Source organism: Mesorhizobium cantuariense, assembly GCF_042647205.1.
Lineage (GTDB): Bacteria > Pseudomonadota > Alphaproteobacteria > Rhizobiales > Rhizobiaceae > Mesorhizobium > Mesorhizobium cantuariense.
On sequence record NZ_JBHRVD010000001.1, the window covers coordinates 5,217,857 to 5,234,705 of the forward strand.

General features: G+C 62.3%; 11 protein-coding genes. 1 reads left to right on the forward strand and 10 read right to left on the reverse strand.

Features of this window, described 5'->3' with window-relative positions:
• Positions 1-168 precede the first annotated feature (168 nt).
• The 8 genes from ACFOJ9_RS25590 to ACFOJ9_RS25625 form a co-directional block, all read right to left on the reverse strand.
• Positions 169-2,181, reverse strand: a complete 2,013-nt coding sequence (locus tag ACFOJ9_RS25590; RefSeq protein WP_378982480.1) for a putative 2-aminoethylphosphonate ABC transporter permease subunit — start codon at positions 2,179-2,181, stop codon at positions 169-171.
• Positions 2,165-3,352: a putative 2-aminoethylphosphonate ABC transporter ATP-binding protein gene (locus ACFOJ9_RS25595; protein ID WP_378982482.1), complete on the reverse strand. Its 1,188-nt coding sequence runs from the start codon at positions 3,350-3,352 to the stop codon at positions 2,165-2,167. The genes ACFOJ9_RS25590 and ACFOJ9_RS25595 overlap by 17 nt, the downstream gene beginning before the upstream one ends.
• 68 nt (positions 3,353-3,420) lie before the next feature.
• Entirely contained in the window at positions 3,421-4,446 is a 1,026-nt protein-coding gene (locus tag ACFOJ9_RS25600) for a putative 2-aminoethylphosphonate ABC transporter substrate-binding protein (protein WP_378982484.1), read from the reverse strand.
• 276 nt (positions 4,447-4,722) lie between these two features.
• On the reverse strand, positions 4,723-6,081 hold the full coding sequence (gene pbfA / locus ACFOJ9_RS25605; protein ID WP_378982486.1) for a (R)-1-hydroxy-2-aminoethylphosphonate ammonia-lyase: 1,359 nt from the start codon (positions 6,079-6,081) through the stop codon (positions 4,723-4,725).
• 72 nt (positions 6,082-6,153) lie between these two features.
• Complete coding sequence (gene phnY, locus ACFOJ9_RS25610) at positions 6,154-7,611, reverse strand: phosphonoacetaldehyde dehydrogenase (RefSeq protein WP_378982488.1); 1,458 nt, start codon at positions 7,609-7,611, stop codon at positions 6,154-6,156.
• A 255-nt stretch (positions 7,612-7,866) separates the two neighbouring features.
• A complete protein-coding gene (phnA, locus tag ACFOJ9_RS25615; RefSeq protein WP_378982490.1) occupies positions 7,867-9,126 on the reverse strand; it encodes a phosphonoacetate hydrolase in 1,260 nt (419 codons plus the stop codon).
• Positions 9,127-9,150: 24 nt separating this feature from the next.
• Positions 9,151-10,350 (reverse strand): 2-aminoethylphosphonate--pyruvate transaminase, encoded by a 1,200-nt coding sequence (locus ACFOJ9_RS25620; protein ID WP_378982492.1) that lies wholly within the window; start codon positions 10,348-10,350, stop codon positions 9,151-9,153.
• A 141-nt stretch (positions 10,351-10,491) separates the two neighbouring features.
• A complete protein-coding gene (locus ACFOJ9_RS25625; RefSeq protein ID WP_378982494.1) occupies positions 10,492-12,198 on the reverse strand; it encodes a Na/Pi cotransporter family protein in 1,707 nt (568 codons plus the stop codon).
• A 149-nt stretch (positions 12,199-12,347) separates the two neighbouring features.
• Between ACFOJ9_RS25625 and ACFOJ9_RS25630 the strand changes: the two genes are divergently transcribed.
• Positions 12,348-13,217 carry a LysR substrate-binding domain-containing protein gene (locus ACFOJ9_RS25630; RefSeq protein ID WP_378982496.1) on the forward strand — a complete coding sequence of 290 codons (870 nt, stop codon included), beginning with the start codon at positions 12,348-12,350 and terminating at the stop codon, positions 13,215-13,217.
• Here ACFOJ9_RS25630 and ACFOJ9_RS25635 read toward each other — a convergent pair.
• On the reverse strand, positions 13,214-15,691 hold the full coding sequence (locus ACFOJ9_RS25635) for a GcvT family protein (protein WP_378982498.1): 2,478 nt from the start codon (positions 15,689-15,691) through the stop codon (positions 13,214-13,216). The two genes, ACFOJ9_RS25630 and ACFOJ9_RS25635, sit on opposite strands and share 4 nt — an antisense overlap.
• Before the next feature lie 83 nt (positions 15,692-15,774).
• Positions 15,775-16,563 carry a DeoR/GlpR family DNA-binding transcription regulator gene (locus tag ACFOJ9_RS25640; protein WP_378982500.1) on the reverse strand — a complete coding sequence of 263 codons (789 nt, stop codon included), beginning with the start codon at positions 16,561-16,563 and terminating at the stop codon, positions 15,775-15,777.
• Positions 16,564-16,849: the final 286 nt, after the last annotated feature.

The window sequence follows — 16,849 nt, forward strand, 5'->3', positions numbered from 1 at the left end:
TGGCGCGTCGGGTAATTCGCTCCAGTCCGAGCAGCAGGACCAGCGTAGCCGCCACCAGGATCATGGTCAGTGCCGCACCGGCAAAGATGTCGCCGCGGTCGGTGGGGCTGAAGATCGAGACCGGCGAGTAGCGCTCGTCTCCGCTGCTTTGTCATTGACCTATTGCAATTATCGTACCCGCCAACCCTGAGTTCTTTTCAGGATACCTTTCGAAACAGCCATATGGATGATCCGCGCGAGTGCATTGGTGTAGAAGATCATCATGCCCATGGCAGCGGCAGGCGCGGTGTCACCAGCGTCGTCCATGTTGAGCACTGCGACCGAGGCAAGCGCCGTGTGAGTTGTATAGATGAACACCACCGCGGAAACCGTCGTCATGGCGTTGACGAAAAGATAGATCGAGATATCGAGGATTGCCGGCAGACAGATCGGCACTGTCACCCGCGTGAACAGGCGATAGAACGGCTGCTTCAGCGAGGCCGCTACCGGCTCGAATTCGCGATCGATCTGCTTCAACGCTGTCAGAGCCGTCAAATGACCGACTGTGTAGAAGTGCGTCACCGTGCAGACGACCAGGATCGCCATTGTGCCGTAGATCGCGTTCAGCGGATTAGCCGGATTGTTGAAGAAGAAAATGTAGGCCAGGCCGAGCACAAGCCCCGGCACCGCCATCGGCAGCATGGCGAGGAAGTGGAAGGCGGTTCGTCCGACCCTGAAGCCCTCGGTCTTTTCGACCATGTAGGCGCCGACGAAGACGATGACGGTTCCAAATACGGCGGTCAGCATCGAGAGCGTGATCGAGTTATAGTAGGAGGTCCAGCCCCCGCCATCCATGCGATCGAACGCGAAATTTTTCAGGCTGAGGCTGAGGTCGTAGGGCCAGAACTTGACCAGCGCGGCGTACTGGCAAATGCCGATGATGCCGGCGATGAACAACGCGACCAGGCTGCAATAGGCTAGACAGACCAGGTCGAAGCGGCGATTGGGTTTTGCCTCGTAAGGCACCGAGCGGGCCGATAGGAGCGAAACCTGCCTGCGCTGGACCAGGCGGTCAACGACGAAGGCGGCAATGGCCGGGATCAGCAAGATGACCGAGACCACCGCCCCCATCTCGAAATTCTGCTGACCAATCACCTGCTTGTAGATATCGACAGCGAGCACGTTGAACTGACCGCCGATGACCTTCGGCAAGCCGAAATCGGTGATGACGAGCGTAAACACGACGAAGGCCGCGGAGATCAAACCGTAGCGCGCTCCCGGAATGGTAACGACCCAGAATGTCCGCCATTTGCTGGCGCGCAGCGAAGCGGCGGCTTCATACTGGCGCTGGTCGGAGATCGCCAGCGCCGTCGAGATAATGATCAGAGCATGGGGAAAGGTGAAGAATATCGAGCCGACGACAATCCCCAACGGACCGTAGATCGATATGCCGGCAAGCAGGTTCTTCAACATGCCCTGGTTGCCGAACAGATAAATGAGGGCGATGCCGGGCAGTAGCGACGGCACCAGGATGGGAGCCATGGCGATGAGCCTGAATAGGCCCTTGAAGCGCATCTGGCTTCGGTTCAGAGCGTAGGCGAAGCCGAAGGCTATGCCAACAGTGCTGATGGTGCTGATCAGCGCGATCAGGAAGGAATTCTGGATCGAGCGGAACAGCGTTGGCGTTGAGAAGTAGGTCGTGTAGTTGTCCAACCCAAGCGCGCGCGCGGGCCTCAGCATAATGCGCCGAAAGGTGTTCGAATCGACTTCCTGCCATTCGGTGCCGCGGTGGAGTTGTGTGCCTATCAGGAAATAAGCGTCATCGGTCGTGCCGCGGATCTTGTATTTGACTGGGCTGCGGAAACTGAAATCCGGAAAGAAGCTGGTGGCCGGCAGCCGGCCATCCGAACTGGTCTCAAGCTTTTCTGGCGGCAACGCGGCGAGTTTCTCGTTCAGGGCGGCGGCTGTTGCTGGCTCGCCGAAATTGCCGAACTCGTCGCTAACCTGGAATTCGAACGCGCCAAGATCGAAGCTGTAGGTCGAGAACGATTTCGACAGCATCACGTAAAGCGGGGCTGCCAGCGACAGGACGAGATAGAGCGAGATGACGACCAGCAGACCGCGCTTGATCAGCTCGTCCTTGTCGAGCGATTGTCGGAGCGCCCGGCCAGACGGCATCGGGACATCAATTGCCGCCGCCATGGCGCTCTCCTTGCGGGAAGATTAGCAGTCGGTCGGCGGGTAGTTCCACGGTTAGCGCTCCGCCTTCGGCGAGGCCGAGACGCCGCGTGGCGTTGACCGAGAAATCGGCGATCAGAATCTCGTCTCCAAGCTCTCCGCCGCGCAGCCGGGTGCGCCAGAACGAGCCTAGGAATTCCATTTCACCGACAGTCACGTCGATCAGGTTTTCCGGCGTCTTCACCACATCGGGAGCGCCGGGCGAACGCGAACCCGGCCCGTGCGGAATCACTTCTTCCGGCCGAATGGCGGCGACGACTGCCTCGCCGTTTGCAAAACTGTGCGGCGCGCATCTGAAAGCCTTTGCCCCGAAGCTGACCGAAGCGGCTGCCACCGTCGCTTCGAACTTGTTGGTCTCGCCGATGAAGTCGGCGACGAACAGCGTCGCGGGATGGCGGTAGATTTCAGTCGGACTGCCGACCTGCTCGATGACGCCATGGTTCATGACGACAATGCGGTCGGCCAACGACAATGCTTCTTCCTGGTCGTGCGTAACCATGATCGTGGTGACGCCGAGCTTGCGCTGCAGCCCCTTGATCTCGTGGCGCAAGTGCACGCGCACCTTGGCGTCGAGCGCCGACAGCGGCTCGTCGAGCAGAAGCAGGCCGGGCGAGGTGGCGATGGCCCGAGCGAGCGCGATGCGCTGCTGCTGCCCGCCGGAAAGCTGCGCTGGGTATTTCTTCGCCTGATCGGGCAGGCCGACCAGCATGAGCAATTCCTTGACGCGGGCATCGATCTCGGCGCGCGGCCGTTTGGTGTTTTCCAGGCCGAAGGCGATATTCCTTTCGATCGTCAGATTGGGAAAGAGCGCGTAGGACTGGAACACGATGCCGTAGTCGCGTTTTGACGGCGGTAGCGTTGAAATATCCCTGCCCCCCTGGCGGACGACGCCGCTAGTCTGCAGGTCGAGGCCGGCGACGGCGCGCAGCAGCGTGGTCTTGCCGCAACCCGAAGGTCCGAGAAAGCAGATGAATTCGCCTTCATTGATGTCAAGCGAGATGTCCTTAAGCGCATGGAACTCGCCGAAGGCTTTCCAGAGATGTTCGATCCGCAGGTAAGCCGTGTTGCCGGCAGCGGTCATGGGACGCACTTCGGCCGGCGTTGCCGATATATCAGCGACGGGTTCATGTCTCATTATGACCATCCGGCAAGAGTTACGAGAAGGGCGCCGCTCTGACGGCGCCCTGTCGAAATGCTCTGCGTCTAGCTCTTGGGCTCAGACTTGGCGTCATAGCGCTTCGTCCACTCGTCGAGAATGGCCTTCCGGTGGTTGGCCGCCCACTCGAAGTCATTGTCGATCATCTTGGACTCGATATCTGCGGGCAGGAACTCGACCGGCTTGGCGACATTCGGCATAGCCAGAACCGCATAACCTACATTGTACATCTCGTTGGCCTGCTTGCTGATCGACCAGTCGAGCAGCGTTTTGGCGGCCTCGAGATTTTTTGTTCCTGCAACGATCGCGGATGCCTCCATGTCCCAGCCGATGCCTTCGGACGGGATGACGATATCGAGGGGAGCGCCCTCCTTCTTGGACTTCGCGGCGCGAAACTCGAAAGAGATGCCGATAACGGTTTCACCCGAGGCGGCCATTTTGCATGGCTTCGAACCGGAATGCGTATAGGCATCGATATTCTGATGCAGGGCATCCATATAGGCCCAACCATCCTTCTCGCCGAACAACTGCAGCCAGCTCGATACATCGAGGAAGCCGGTGCCTGACGAGGCCGGGTTCGGCATCACGATGTGACCCTTGTATTCCGGCTTGGTGAGGTCTTTCCAGCTGGTCGGCTCAATGAGGCCAAGCTTTTTGCCCTCAACCGTGTTGAAGCAGATCGAAGCTGCCCAGGCGTCCATTCCGACCCAAGCTGGTGGCGTGTCCTTGTCGACGAATTTCGGCTTAAGCAATTCGACGCCTTTTGGCGCATAGGGCTCAAGCATGCCTTCGGTCTTAAGCACCAGAAGTGATGTTGCGGCAAGGCCCCAGATAACGTCGGCCTGCGGATTGTCTTTTTCGGCCAACAGCTTGGCGGTAACGACGCCAGTGGAGTCGCGGACAAAGTTCAGTTTGATGTCGGGGTGGCTCTTTGTGAAGGTCTCGGCGTAGCGGGCCAGATCCTCGGCTTCAATGGCGGTATAGATTGTCAGTTCGGTCGTTTCGGCAAAGGCGGCGGATGACATCAATGCCGCGGCGAAGGCGGCAAGTATGGTTACATTGCGCGATTTCATGATCAGTTCCCCTGTGATTGATGGCACATTCTGCGATGCACTTTGACGATCTCGCCTGTGGGCCGGAGGCTCACGCGGCGCCGTTCGATCTCGTCGTTGCGGCGACTTTGGGGATTGGTGATCGATAAGTAAAATCTATTTATTTTATAGAAAGCCAACTTCTTCTGATAGTTGTCACGGAACTGTCGCATCGCTGTCGTGGCGACGATTCCGGCCTCGTGGAAGGCCGGCGTCGGCGACCGCGTTGACGAGATCGGCCTCGGGGATGCCACATGGTCAGGCCGCCAGAACGGCGGCCTCGACGATGTCGAGCGCGTGGTCGAGATCGGTTTTCGAAATGACCAGCGGCGGCGACAGCGTCAGCACATTGCCCTGGCTGACCTTGAAGCTCAGGCCTTGCTCCAGGCAAGCGTAGAACACGCGCTCGGCGAGATCGCGAGCCGGCTGGCGTGTATCGCGATCCTCGACGAGCTCGACGCCGACCATCAGTCCCCGCCCGCGCACGTCGCCGACATGGGGCGAGCGCGCCATCAGGTCCTGCATGCGTCCCAGCATGTGCCGGCCGAGTTCGGCAGCGCGCTCGACGAGACCTTCCTCCAGGATGATGTCAATGGTGGTCAGTGCGGCGCGCGTCGTCACAGGGTTCTTCTCGTGGGTGTAGTGGCCGATGGCAAAGCCACCGGTGACGTCGAGGTCGCGGCGCGCGATGACGGCGGCGATCGGCAGGATGCCGCCGCCGAGCGACTTGCCGAGAACGACGATGTCGGGCGTCACATCGTCATGCTCGTGGGCGAAGAATTTTCCGGTCTTGCCGAGGCCGGTCGGGATCTCGTCGAAGATCAGCAGCGTGCCATGCCGGTCGCAGGCCTCGCGCACCCGCTTCCAGAAACCGGGCGGCGGCGGATTGGGCGTCGCCCGCATCGGTTCGGCAACGACCGCCGCCACGTCCTGCTCGCGGCCAAGGACGTAAGCGATCATGTTGGCGCAAGCGAGCCCCGAGGCTTCGAGGGAATCATGGCCATAGGGACAGCGATAGCCGTCCCAGGGTGCCACATGTTCGGTGCCGGTCATCATCGGGCCGGCGATATGCGAGCGGAAGGTCGCCTCGCCGCCGACGCTCGCGGCGGCGAAGCCGGCGCCATGAAAGGCATCCCAGAACGACACTGTCTTGAAGCGGCCGGTCGCGGCGCGCGCGATCTTCAGCGCGACCTCGACGGCGTCGGAACCGCCGGTGGTGAACAGCACCTTGCCGAGATCGCCGGGCGCCAGTGCTGCCAGCTTCTCGGCCAGCTCGACAGCGGGCTCACAGGTGAAGCGGCGCGGCGCAAAGCAGAGCTCGTCGAGCTGCTTCTTGATCGCGGCCACCAGCCTTGGATGGCCGTAGCCGAGGTGATGAACGCTGTTGCCGTGGAAATCCATGAAGCGGCGGCCGGCGGTGTCCTCGATCCAGATGCCTTGCGCCTTGGCGATCGTCGAAAGACAGGGGCTGGACAGGCTCTGGTGCATGAAGGCGGCCGCGTCGCGATCGAGCAGGCCGCGGATCCGCGGATCGTCCTGCCCGGCATCCCAGCGGCCGCGAGCCGCTGTGGTGTTGGAATCGCCTTCGGTGTGCACAAGCTCTTTGATCGCGGCCATCATGGTCTCCGAAACGCGAATGAGGGAGCGGCGAACGCTCCCTCGGTTGTTCTATCCGTCAATGCCGCCCGGTCAGGACCAGGGCAGCGAAAATGTCTTCACATTGGTGTAGCTCTTCATCGCTTCGATGACGCCTTCCTTGTAGCCATTGCCCGAATCCTTGATGCCGCCGAAGGGCGACATCTCGATGCGGTAGCCCGGCACTTCCCAGATGTTGACCGTGCCGACCTCAAGGCCGGCGATGTATTTCTGCATGCGGCGGAAATCATTGGTGCAGACACCCGACGACAGGCCAAATGCGGTCGAGTTGGACAACGCGATCAGCTCATCGTCATCGTTCGGCGCGCGAACGATCGGGATAATCGGCCCGAACGTCTCTTCCATCACCAGTTCGGATGTGTGCGGCACGCGGTCGACGACGATCGGCGGCAGCAACGCGCCCTGACGGCCCGAATTGTAGAGGATTTCAGCACCTTGCTCGGCGGCCATATGGACGCGGGCTTCGAACAGGGCCGCCGCCTTTTCGTGGACGACGGTGCCAAGGTCGGTCGAGCGGTCCATCGGGTCGCCAAAGCGGATCTTTTTCGCCCGCTCCAGCACCAGCGGCACGAAACGGTCAGCGACGCTTTCCTGGCACAGGATCCGCTTGACCGCGGTGCAGCGCTGGCCGGAATTTTTCGTCGCACCGGCGACGGCGAGATCGGCTGCCTTTGCCAGATCGTCGTCGGACAGATCGTTGAGGATGATCAGTGGATCGTTGCCGCCGAGTTCGAGCACCTGGCGCTTGTAGCCGGCGGTGCGGGCGATCATCTTGCCGACCGGCACGCCGCCGGTGAAGGTGATCAGATCGATGTTCTCGTTGGTGATCATCTCGTTGCCGATGTCGGCCGGCCAGCCAGTCACCACCGACAGCATTTCCGGCGGCAGGCCGGCTTCGTAGAGAATGTCGGCCAGCAGAAGCGCCGTCATCGGCGTCAATTCGGTCGGCTTGACCACCACGCAATTGTTGGTGGCAATCGCCGGCGCCACCTTATGCGAAACCATGTTGAGCGGATGGTTGAACGGCGTGATCGCCGAGATCGCCTTCAGCGGTTCGCGGGTGGTGAATATCTTGCGCGCCTTGCCGTGCGGGGTGAGATCGCAGGAGAAGATCTGGCCATCGTCCTGGATGCACATCTGCGCCGACAATGTGAACACGTCATAGGCGCGGCCGACCTCATAGAGCGAATCCGCCTTGGAGATTCCGAGCTCGAGCGTGATGAGATCGGATATTTCTTCGCGGCGCGATGCCAGCGCCTCCGCGGTGCGAAACAGGATCTGCTGACGCTCGTAGCGCGTCAGCTTCGATTTGTAGCTGGCGGCGATCTCGAATGCCTGGCGGGCGTGCTCGGCGCGCCCGGCCGGGACGGTGCCGATAATGGCATTGGTGTAGGGGTAATGGACGGGGACGACATCATCCGCGTCGACCCTGCGCCCTGCGATGCGCATCGGCTCGTGGCGGACTTTGATCGAAGTATCGAGCTTGGCCATGTCAGTATTCCTGGTGCTCAGAGAACACATTGATCTTTGTCGGCGAGGCCATCGCGTCGCTGCAATGCCTTCCCCCACTCCGGCCCTTCGGGCCACCTCTCCCCCCTCCGGAGGGAGAGGAAGGAGCCAAGGCCGGCGAGCTCAGCGCCCTTCCTCTCCCCCGTCGATCGGGGGAGAGGTGGCCCGAAGGGCCGGAGTGGGGGTCGACCAGCGCCATCATGGACGGCGACACGCCCTCCCGGCGATCCAACTCGCTCAGCCCGCCAGCGCCGCCGCCATGGTGGCGTAGTAAAAGGCGTCGAAGTTTCTCAACACAGGTTCGTTCGGCAAATCGGGCAGCACCCGGTTGACGATGAAAGGCACCGTTTGCTCGGTCAGTCCGCCATGCGAGCGCAGCGGCTCGTTGAGGGCCGCCAGATCGTGGCGGTGTTCGCTGGTGCCGATGGTCTTGTTCTCGGTCGAGATCAGCACGATGTCGCCGATGCGGTCGGCCGGCAGCTCGAAGCGCTCGCAGGCCGTCGGGCTGTCGACAACCAGCATGATGCCGTCGATCTTTGCCAGCCGCGCCATGATGCCGGCCTGGTCGGCGCCATCAGGCAGGTAGGCGGTGGCAAACGAGCCGAGCGCGCCGTGATGCACGACATAGGGGTCGGTGATCGGCAGGATGACGCGGGCCGCGTCCTTGCCGAGCCATTCGTCGAGCAGGTCCTGGACATAGACGACGTCAGGCGAACCGTCCGCCTTGTGCTTGGGCTTCATGCCATGGTCGGCGGTGACGACTATGGCCGCACCCAGCTCGTCAAGCTCGGTCAGATACTTGTCGAACATCTCGTAGAAGGCATTGGCCTGTGGCACGCCGGGCGCGTATTTGTGCTGCACATAATCGGTGGTCGTCAGGTACATGATGTCGGGGCGGAATTCCTTCAGCAGCTGGACGCCGGCGGCGAAGACGAATTCCGATAGTTCGGCCGAATAGACCTCCGGCACCGGCAGCCAGAAATGCTTCGAGGCATTGTCGATGCCGTGCTCGGCTAAAGTCGTGGTGTCCGACTTTTCCGCCGAGAAGCACAACGCACGGCCCTCGTCGAAGGCCAGCCCCTTGCCGAGCAAGGCGCGCAGCTTGTCCTTGGCGGTCACCACGGCCACCTTGGCGCCGGCGTCGTAGAAGGCCTGGAAAATGGTCGGCGCGCGCAGGAAGCGCGGGTCGTTCATCATCACTTCCTTGCCGGTTTCGCGCTCGTAGAGATAGTTGCCGCAGATGCCATGCACCGACGGTGGGCGGCCGGTGGCGATCGACAGATTGTTGGGATTGGTGAAGCTCGGAATGACCGAGTGCGCAAAACGCACCGTGCCCTTTTGCTTGATCCTGACCAGCGCCGGCATCAGCCCGGCTTCGATCGCTTCGTCGAGATAGGCCGGTTCGCAGCCGTCAAGGCAGATGGCGATGGCCGGCACACGCGGCCAGGCGTAAGTGCGGCCGTTGACCGCGACGTTGATGGGGGACATCTGGTTCATCGAAAATCCTCGAAATCAGCCGCTTCAGGCGGCGAGTTTGGCGCGCTCGGCGATTGCCGCGGCGGGTGGGGCGGCGGTGTCGACGCCCATTTCATGCAGCGAGAAAGCCGCCGCCTCGACGACGCGGCGCATGACGTGTTCATCCATCTGGCCGATGCAGCCGACGCGGAAAGAGTCGACGGCGGTCAACTTGCCCGGATAGATGATGAAGCCCTTGTCCTTCATCAGGTCGTAGAAGCGGTCAAAGGCAAAGTTGGCATGGGCCGGATTGAAAAAAGTGACGATGATCGGCGACAGCCAGCGGTCTTTCAGCAATGTCTCGAAGCCGAGGTCACGCATGCCCGCCACCATCACGTCGCGGTTCCTGGTGTAGCGGGCGCCACGCCCGGTGACGCCGCCTTCGGCCTCATGCTGACGCAAAGCTTCGAGGAAGGCGGCCACGACATGCGTCGGTGGCGTGTAGCGCCACTGGCCGGTCCTGTTCAGGTGCGCCCACTGCGCATGGACGTCGAGCGACAGCGAGTGGCTGCGGCCCTTGGCGGCCTCGAGTTCGCTCTTGCGGGCGATGATGAAGCCGAAGCCCGGCACGCCCTCGATGCATTTGTTGGCGGACGAGACCATCGCCTCGTAGCGGATCTCGTTGACGTCGAGTGGGATGGCACCGAAAGCGCTCATGGAATCGACCAGCAATTTGCGGCCCTTGGCGTAGACGGCTTCGGCAATCTCGGCGACCGGGTTGAGGATGCCGGAACTGGTCTCGCAATGGATGGCGATGACATGTGTGATGGCAGGGTCGGCCTCAAGTGCCGCCGCCACCTCGTCACCGCGCGGCGGCAGGTAGTCGCCCTTGTCGATCAGCGTGTAAGCACGGCCGAGATACGGCATGGTCTGCGCGGCGCGCAGGCCATAGGCGCCATTGGCCAGCACCAGGACCTTGCCGTCCTTGGGTACGAACGAACCGAGCATCGCTTCGACGCAGAAGGAGCCGCTGCCTTGCATCGGCACACAGTCGAATTCGTCTTTCATGTCACCGGTCAGCGCCAGCAGGCGGCGGCGCATGTCTGATGTCATGGCGCGGAAATCGCCGTCCCAGGACCCCCAGTCGCGCAGCATCGCCTGCTTGACCGAATAGGCGGTGGTGAGCGGGCCCGGGGTCAGCAGGTAGGGCTCGCCCAACGCCGGCCTGGCCAACGGCTCCGCGGCAAATTTCGTCTCGGCGAGCATGTTGTCCTCCGCTCGATCTGCTTTTCGATGTGGCCTTATTCTTGGCCTGAATGACATATTTGTAAAATCGTTATTTTGTATCGAAGTATCGATTCTAACGATGGGTAAAAATTGCCGCTCGCCAGCGGAGAATGCCGCCCGTCAGGCCAGCGCCGGAGCCATCGCGTCCGCGGCCCCACCGCCTTTCGCCAGCCGGCTTTCGAGCAGATCACCGCTCTGCGTCAGCAGCGGATAGGCGACCGAAGCCATCAGCGAGTTGATTTCCTTCAGTGCCCGCACCGCCTCCAGATGGATGTCGCTGGTATCGATGCTCTGCGGCATTCCCGATTGCAGGCGCTTGAGGTGGCGATCATGGCTCATGCGTTCCAGCTTGCGCATCCGTTCCTTCTCGACGACGAGTTGCCTTGCCGATTCGAGATCGCTCGACACCAGCACGTTGAGCGCAAGCTGCATGTTGGCCATGACACGGTTGTGAAGCCCGGCCAGTTCGCTCCAGCCGTCGCGCGAAAAGCGCAGGTTCTTGTCGCGCAGCTCCTGGGTGAGCACGAGCAGGTTCTTGGCGACGATATCGCCGGCGCGTTCGAGATTGATGGCGAAGTCGGTGAGTTCCATGCCGCGCTGCGCCTCTGCTGCGGTCATGCTGCCGCGATTGACTTCGGCAATGTAGAGCTTGATCTCGGTATGAGCGCGGTTGACCTCGTCATCGAGCTTCTGTGCCTGGCGGATCTGGTCGGCGGTGCCGGCGTCGAAGAAATCCAACACCGGGCGAAGCATCACCTCGACGACCTCGCCCATGCGCAGCAACTCGCGGGTCGCGCTTGCCAGAGCGAGACCGGGCGTGCGCATGACGGTGCGGTCAAGCGCGCTGGTGCGGCGTGACATGAGGTCCACACCCTCGCCTGCCTTTGCCGCCGGCCTGTCGGCGATTAGCAAGGTGACCAGCCGCTCCATCATACCGGTGAAGGGCAAGCAACAGACGACGAGTGCCAGATTGAAGGCAAGATGCAGGTTGACCAGCTGGCGGCCTTCGGTTGCACCGAAAAGATGCGCCGGGAAGACGACGGCCTGAAGCGCAAACAAGGCGGCGAGTGCTGTCGTGCCACGAAAGATCAAATTGCCGAGCGGGACGCGACGCGCCTCGACGGCATCGCCGCGCGTCAGCCACACCGCGATCAGCGCGCCGCCGCAATTGGCGCCGAGGATGAAGAACAGGCCGACCTCGATCGGCAAAACACCTTGCGCGGCCAGCGTGACGAACAGCAGGATCGCCGCCACGCTGGAGTGGATCAGCCATGTGAACAGGGCAGCAGCGGCGAAGGCTGTGAAATAGTCCGCGCGCAGATATGAAATCACCAAGGGCAGCAATGTGCTCTGCCGCATCGGCGCGGTCGCCTCGCCGATCATGTGCAGCGACAACAGAACGAAGGCGACGCCCATCAGGATGCGTCCACCCTGCTTGATGCCGCGCGCCTCGAATTTCAGGGCCATGGCGCCGCCGACCAGGATCAGCGCCGGCACCAGCCAGCTGAGGTCGAACGACAGCACCTGGACGACCAGGGCCGAACCGAGGTCGGCGCCAAGCAGGATTGCCAGCCCGGCGGACACCGAAACCATGCCACTGGCGGCAAACCCGGCCGCCAGGATGGCGACGGCGGTGGAGCTTTGCAGCAGCACGGCAAGCACGGTGCCGACGCCCGCCGACCTGATCCGTGCACCCCGCGCCTGTCTCAGCGCATCGCGCAAGGCAGGGCCGCAGGCGCGCTCGACGCCGGTGCGCACCATGCTCACCGCCCACAGCAGCAGCATGACGGCACCCGCCAGATGCATCAGGATGATGGAAAATTGCATGGCCGCGCCTCCAACGGCCGGCAGGGACGTCGACCCACAGTAAGGCTGATCGCCGACCAGACATAAGTCAAATCGTTCATTTCTATCTTTAAGTTAGCACACCTTATGGTAAGCTGCCGACGATTTCGGGATCTCGAAAGGCGGACAAGATGCGCTACGTTCAGCTGCGGGCCTTTCACCAGGTGGCAATCTCCGGCGGTTTTTCGCGGGCGGCCGAAGCGCTGTTCCTGACCCAGCCGGCCATATCGGATCAGGTGCGCAAGCTCGAGGAAGAGTATGATGTGCTGCTGTTCAACCGCAACAAGAAGCAGGTTACGCTGACCCATTCGGGCCAGAAGCTGCTCGAGATCACCCACCGCATGTTCGATACCGAGCAGCAGGCGCTGGAACTGCTGACGGAGTCGCGCGCCCTGCGGTCCGGCACGCTACGCATCGTCGCCGATGCCGCGCATCATCTGCTTCACATCCTCGGCAGCTTCCGGGCCCGTTATCCCGGCGTCCAGGTTTCGGTGCGCGCCGGCAACACCGAGACGGTGATCAGCAGCCTCTACAGCTACGATGCCGACATCGGCGTGCTGGGCGAAGTGCCGACCGGGCGCGATTTCGAGGTGCTGAAACTCAACTCGACGCCGATCATCGCGTTCGCGTCCGTCGATCACCCGCTGGCGGCGAAGGCATCGCTGACGCTCAAGCAACTCGCGCAGGAATCGCTGGTCATGCGCGAGCGCGGCTCGAAGACGCGTCAGAAGCTCGAAGACCTCGCGGCGGCGTCGAAGATCGAACTCAGGCCCGTGATCGAGGCCGAGGGCCGCGAAGCCGTCCGCGAGATCGTCGCCTCGGGCGCCGGCATCGGCTTTGTCTCGGCGGCCGAATTCGGCCAGGATTCGCGACTGGTGCCGATCACCATCGACGGTCCCGAGACCTTGATGGACGAAGCGCTGATCTGCCTGCGCGAACGCAGCGGCGGCAAACTCGTGCGCGCCTTTCTCGATATGGCACGGTCCATGTCGGCGGATTAAGCGGCGGCGCGAACCTCCATCGCATCCGCCTTCACCCGCTCCGACTTCGGATCATAGGGGCTGCGCAGATGCGCTGTAGCGGCATGGCGAACGCCGGCAAGGTCGATCTCGAAACGGCCCCCGTTCAGGAACAGGGCGTCGACGCCTGCCTCGTTCTCGATCAGACCGAGTGCGACCGAGCGGCCAAGCGTGTGGCCATAGGCAGCGGAACGCACCTCGCCCACCGGTTTGCCATCACGCAGGATCAGCTCGCCACCCCACAGCATGGGTTCGGCATCATCGAGCGTGAACAGCACGACGCGCCTTGCCGGTGCTGTCGACGGCTTCGTCTCAACCAGCGCGTCGCGGCCGACAAAGCCACCCGGCTTGTCCATCGCGACGGCGAAGCCAAGCCCGGCCTGCCAGGGATTGATATCTGGCGTCAGCTCACGACCCCAGGCGCGAAAACCTTTCTCGATGCGCAAGGCGTCGAGCGCGTAGTAGCCAGCGTCAGCCAAGCCGAATTCGCGGCCGGCCTCGTGCAGCGCCTCGTAGACGCCGACGGCGAATTCGGTCGGCACGATCAGTTCCCAGCCGAGCTCGCCGACATAGGTCATGCGGTTGGCATAGGCAGTGGCGTAGCCGATATCGATCTCGCGGATGGTGGCGAAGGGAAAGCCGGCGTTGGAGAGATCCGCCGACGACAGTTTGCTGAGCAGATCACGCGAGCGCGGCCCCATCAGCGCCAGCACCGCATAGGACGAGGTGACGTCGGTCAGGATTGCATGGACGTCCGACGGAATGTTTTTGACGATCCAGTCGGCATCGTGGACCGCTTGCGCGGAACCGGTGATGATGAGGAATTTCTCCGCACCAAGCCGCATCACGGTGAGATCGCTTTCGTAGCCGCCACGCGCATTGAGCACGCCCGTGTAAACGGACGTACCGACCGGTACATCGACATTTCCGGCGCAAATCCGATTGAGCGCCGCACAGGCATCGCGGCCTTGCACGAGAAGCTTGGCGAAGGAGGTCTGGTCGAAGATGGCGACGGCTTCGCGTGTCGCCTTCATTTCGCGGCGAACCGCCTCGTGCCAGTTCTGGCGGCCGAAGGCATAGTCGTTTTCCGCCTTCTCTCCTGGGGCAGCGAACCAGTTGGCGCGCTCCCAGCCCATCTTGGAGCCGAAGCAGGCGCCCTTGGCGGCAAGCCGGTCGTAGAGCGGCGAGCGGCGGAACGGCCTTGCAGTGTCCAGTTCGCGGTTCGGCCACGGCATGGCGTAGTGCAGGCCGAGCGTCTCCTTGACCCGGTTATGCAGCCAGCGCGGATTGTTGTTGAAGGAGGCGAAGCGCCTGATGTCGACCGGCCACAAATCCATGGTCGGCGCTGCATTGACGATCCACTCGGCCAGCGCCCTGCCCGCGCCGCCGGCGCTGGCAATGCCCATCGAATTGAAGCCGGCGCCGACATAGAAGTTCTTCAATTCGGGCGCCTCGCCAAGGAGAAAATTGTTGTCCGGCGTGAAGCTCTCGGGACCGTTGTAGAATTTCTTGACCTCGGCCTCAGCCAATTGCGGCACGCGGACAAGCGCGTTTTCCATCAAGATCTCGAACTGATCCCAATCGTCCGGCAGTAGCGCGAACTCGAAATTTTCCGGAATGCCGTTCATACCCCATGGCTTGGCGTGCGGCTCGAAGCCGCCCATGACAAGGCCGCCGACCTCTTCCTTGAAATAGATGAAGCCGTCGGGGTCGCGCATGACCGGCAGATCCGGATGCACGCCCTCGATCCTGCCGGTAACGATGTACATGTGCTCGGCCGAATGCAGCGGCACCGAGACGCCGCACATCAGCCCGACCTTGCGCGCCCACTGGCCAGCGCAGTTGACGACGATTTCGGCGGCGATGTTGCCGCGGTCCGTCTCGACGCCGCAGGCGACGCCGTTTTTCACGGTAATGCCGGTGACCTTGACCCGCTCGAATATTTTCGCACCGCCATTGCGCGCGCCCTTGGCCAGAGATTGCGTGAGGTCGGTCGGATTGGCCTTGCCATCTCCGGGCAGCCAGACGGCGCCGACCAGATCGCTGGTCGCCATCACCGGCCAGAGATCGGCCGCCTCCTTCGGCGAGATGACGTCGATCTCCACCCCCTGCGCACGCGCCGAAGCGGCCGTGCGCTTCAGCACCGTCATGCGGTCGGCCGTGCGCGCCACCGATAGGGAGCCGCAATTCTTCCAGCCGGTGGCAAGGCCGGTCTCGGCTTCCAACTCGCTGTAGAGCTGCGTGGAATATTTGATCAGGCTGGTCATGTTGGCATGACTGCGCAGTTGCCCGACAAGGCCGGCGGCGTGCCAGGTGGTGCCGCCGCTGAGCTGGCCTTGCTCGAGCAGGACGACATCGGTCCAGCCGAGCTTGGTTAGGTGATAGGCGACCGAGCAACCGATGATGCCGCCGCCGACAATGACGACGCGCGCTTGGGAGGGGAATTCATGTGCCATGGGACATCCTGCTGGCGCGAAATCTGCGGCAACCATAGCAGAGGCGTTCCAAAAATCAACACAAAATGCAACAAAATATCACATCAAGACGCAACTATAAGGCTCGGCCCTTTTCGCGCCAGCGCCTCAGCGATGTCCGCCTGCGGCTTCGCATCGACAATCACACCTGCGGCGCGCTGAAAATTCGGAATCCGGAGCGGCGTCAGCTTTGCGAACTTGCTGCTGTCAAGGACGAAGTAGGCCTTGGCGGCGAGCGCGATCATCCGTCCGCGCTGTTCGGCGCCGGCGCGGGTGAAATCGGTCACCTCGCCGTCGGGCGAGAGCGCGCCGCCGCCTAGGAAGGCGATGTCGACGCGGAAGCGCGCCATGGCCTCCAGCATGTCGACGCCGGAGGCTGCTTCCTCGGCTGGATCGACTTCGCCACCCAGCATATGCACGCGCATGCCTGAGACGTGGCACAGGAGGAGCGCGATCTTCAGACTCGCCGTGCAGATGGTGAGATCGCGCAGGTCGGTCATGGCTTGTGCGACGGCCAGCGTGGTGGTGCCCGAATCGAGGAACACCACCATGCCGTCCTTGACGAGACCGGCGGCCACCCTGCCGATCGCGGCCTTGCCCTGGGCATTCTCCTGGCTGCGTTGGCTCATCGCCGGTTCGCTCGGCTCGAAGCGGGCGGCGCCGCCATGCACGATGTCGAGCTGTCCCTTGTCTGACAGCAGCTTCAGATCACGACGGATGGTTTCGCGCGAAACATCGAAAAACCCCGCGAGTTCGGCGATGCTGACCGAACCATTAGCGCCAACACGCTTCAGGATTTCCGCGTGGCGTTGCGGGGCAAGAGCGCGCAACGGCTGACTACCCTCGGGAGACACTGAATCCTCTTGTGGCCTTGATGTTGCAATATGTGGCAGCGAACGTGAGCCGAGGCAACCGTCACCTAAATCTAAAAACACAACTTCAACGAGATCAAGATTTCATGAGAGCCATCCTAAGCTGATGCCATTGGCGCGCGGTCGCGCTGAAGGCCGGCAGGAAGGCCTACCTGTTCTTGAGCTGCCATGGAATGGCTGCTGTCACTAACAACATTTGCCTCGAACAACGACGTATCGGTGAGCGCCTGAGGCGGAGCGATATCCTCAGCGGGATCTGTGCAATGTC

Excerpts from the sequence above, each read along its gene's own strand:
- phnA (WP_378982490.1), bottom strand. The coding sequence starts at position 9,126 with ATGAACCAGATGTCCCCCATCAACGTCGCGGTCAACGGCCGCACTTAC.
- ACFOJ9_RS25625 (WP_378982494.1), bottom strand. The coding sequence starts at position 12,198 with ATGCAATTTTCCATCATCCTGATGCATCTGGCGGGTGCCGTCATGCTG.
- ACFOJ9_RS25620 (WP_378982492.1), bottom strand. The coding sequence starts at position 10,350 with ATGCTCGCCGAGACGAAATTTGCCGCGGAGCCGTTGGCCAGGCCGGCG.
- ACFOJ9_RS25590 (WP_378982480.1), bottom strand. The coding sequence starts at position 2,181 with ATGGCGGCGGCAATTGATGTCCCGATGCCGTCTGGCCGGGCGCTCCGA.
- pbfA (WP_378982486.1), bottom strand. The coding sequence starts at position 6,081 with ATGGCCGCGATCAAAGAGCTTGTGCACACCGAAGGCGATTCCAACACC.
- phnY (WP_378982488.1), bottom strand. The coding sequence starts at position 7,611 with ATGGCCAAGCTCGATACTTCGATCAAAGTCCGCCACGAGCCGATGCGC.
- ACFOJ9_RS25635 (WP_378982498.1), bottom strand. The coding sequence starts at position 15,691 with ATGGCACATGAATTCCCCTCCCAAGCGCGCGTCGTCATTGTCGGCGGC.
- ACFOJ9_RS25630 (WP_378982496.1), top strand. The coding sequence starts at position 12,348 with ATGCGCTACGTTCAGCTGCGGGCCTTTCACCAGGTGGCAATCTCCGGC.
- ACFOJ9_RS25595 (WP_378982482.1), bottom strand. The coding sequence starts at position 3,352 with ATGAGACATGAACCCGTCGCTGATATATCGGCAACGCCGGCCGAAGTG.
- ACFOJ9_RS25600 (WP_378982484.1), bottom strand. The coding sequence starts at position 4,446 with ATGAAATCGCGCAATGTAACCATACTTGCCGCCTTCGCCGCGGCATTG.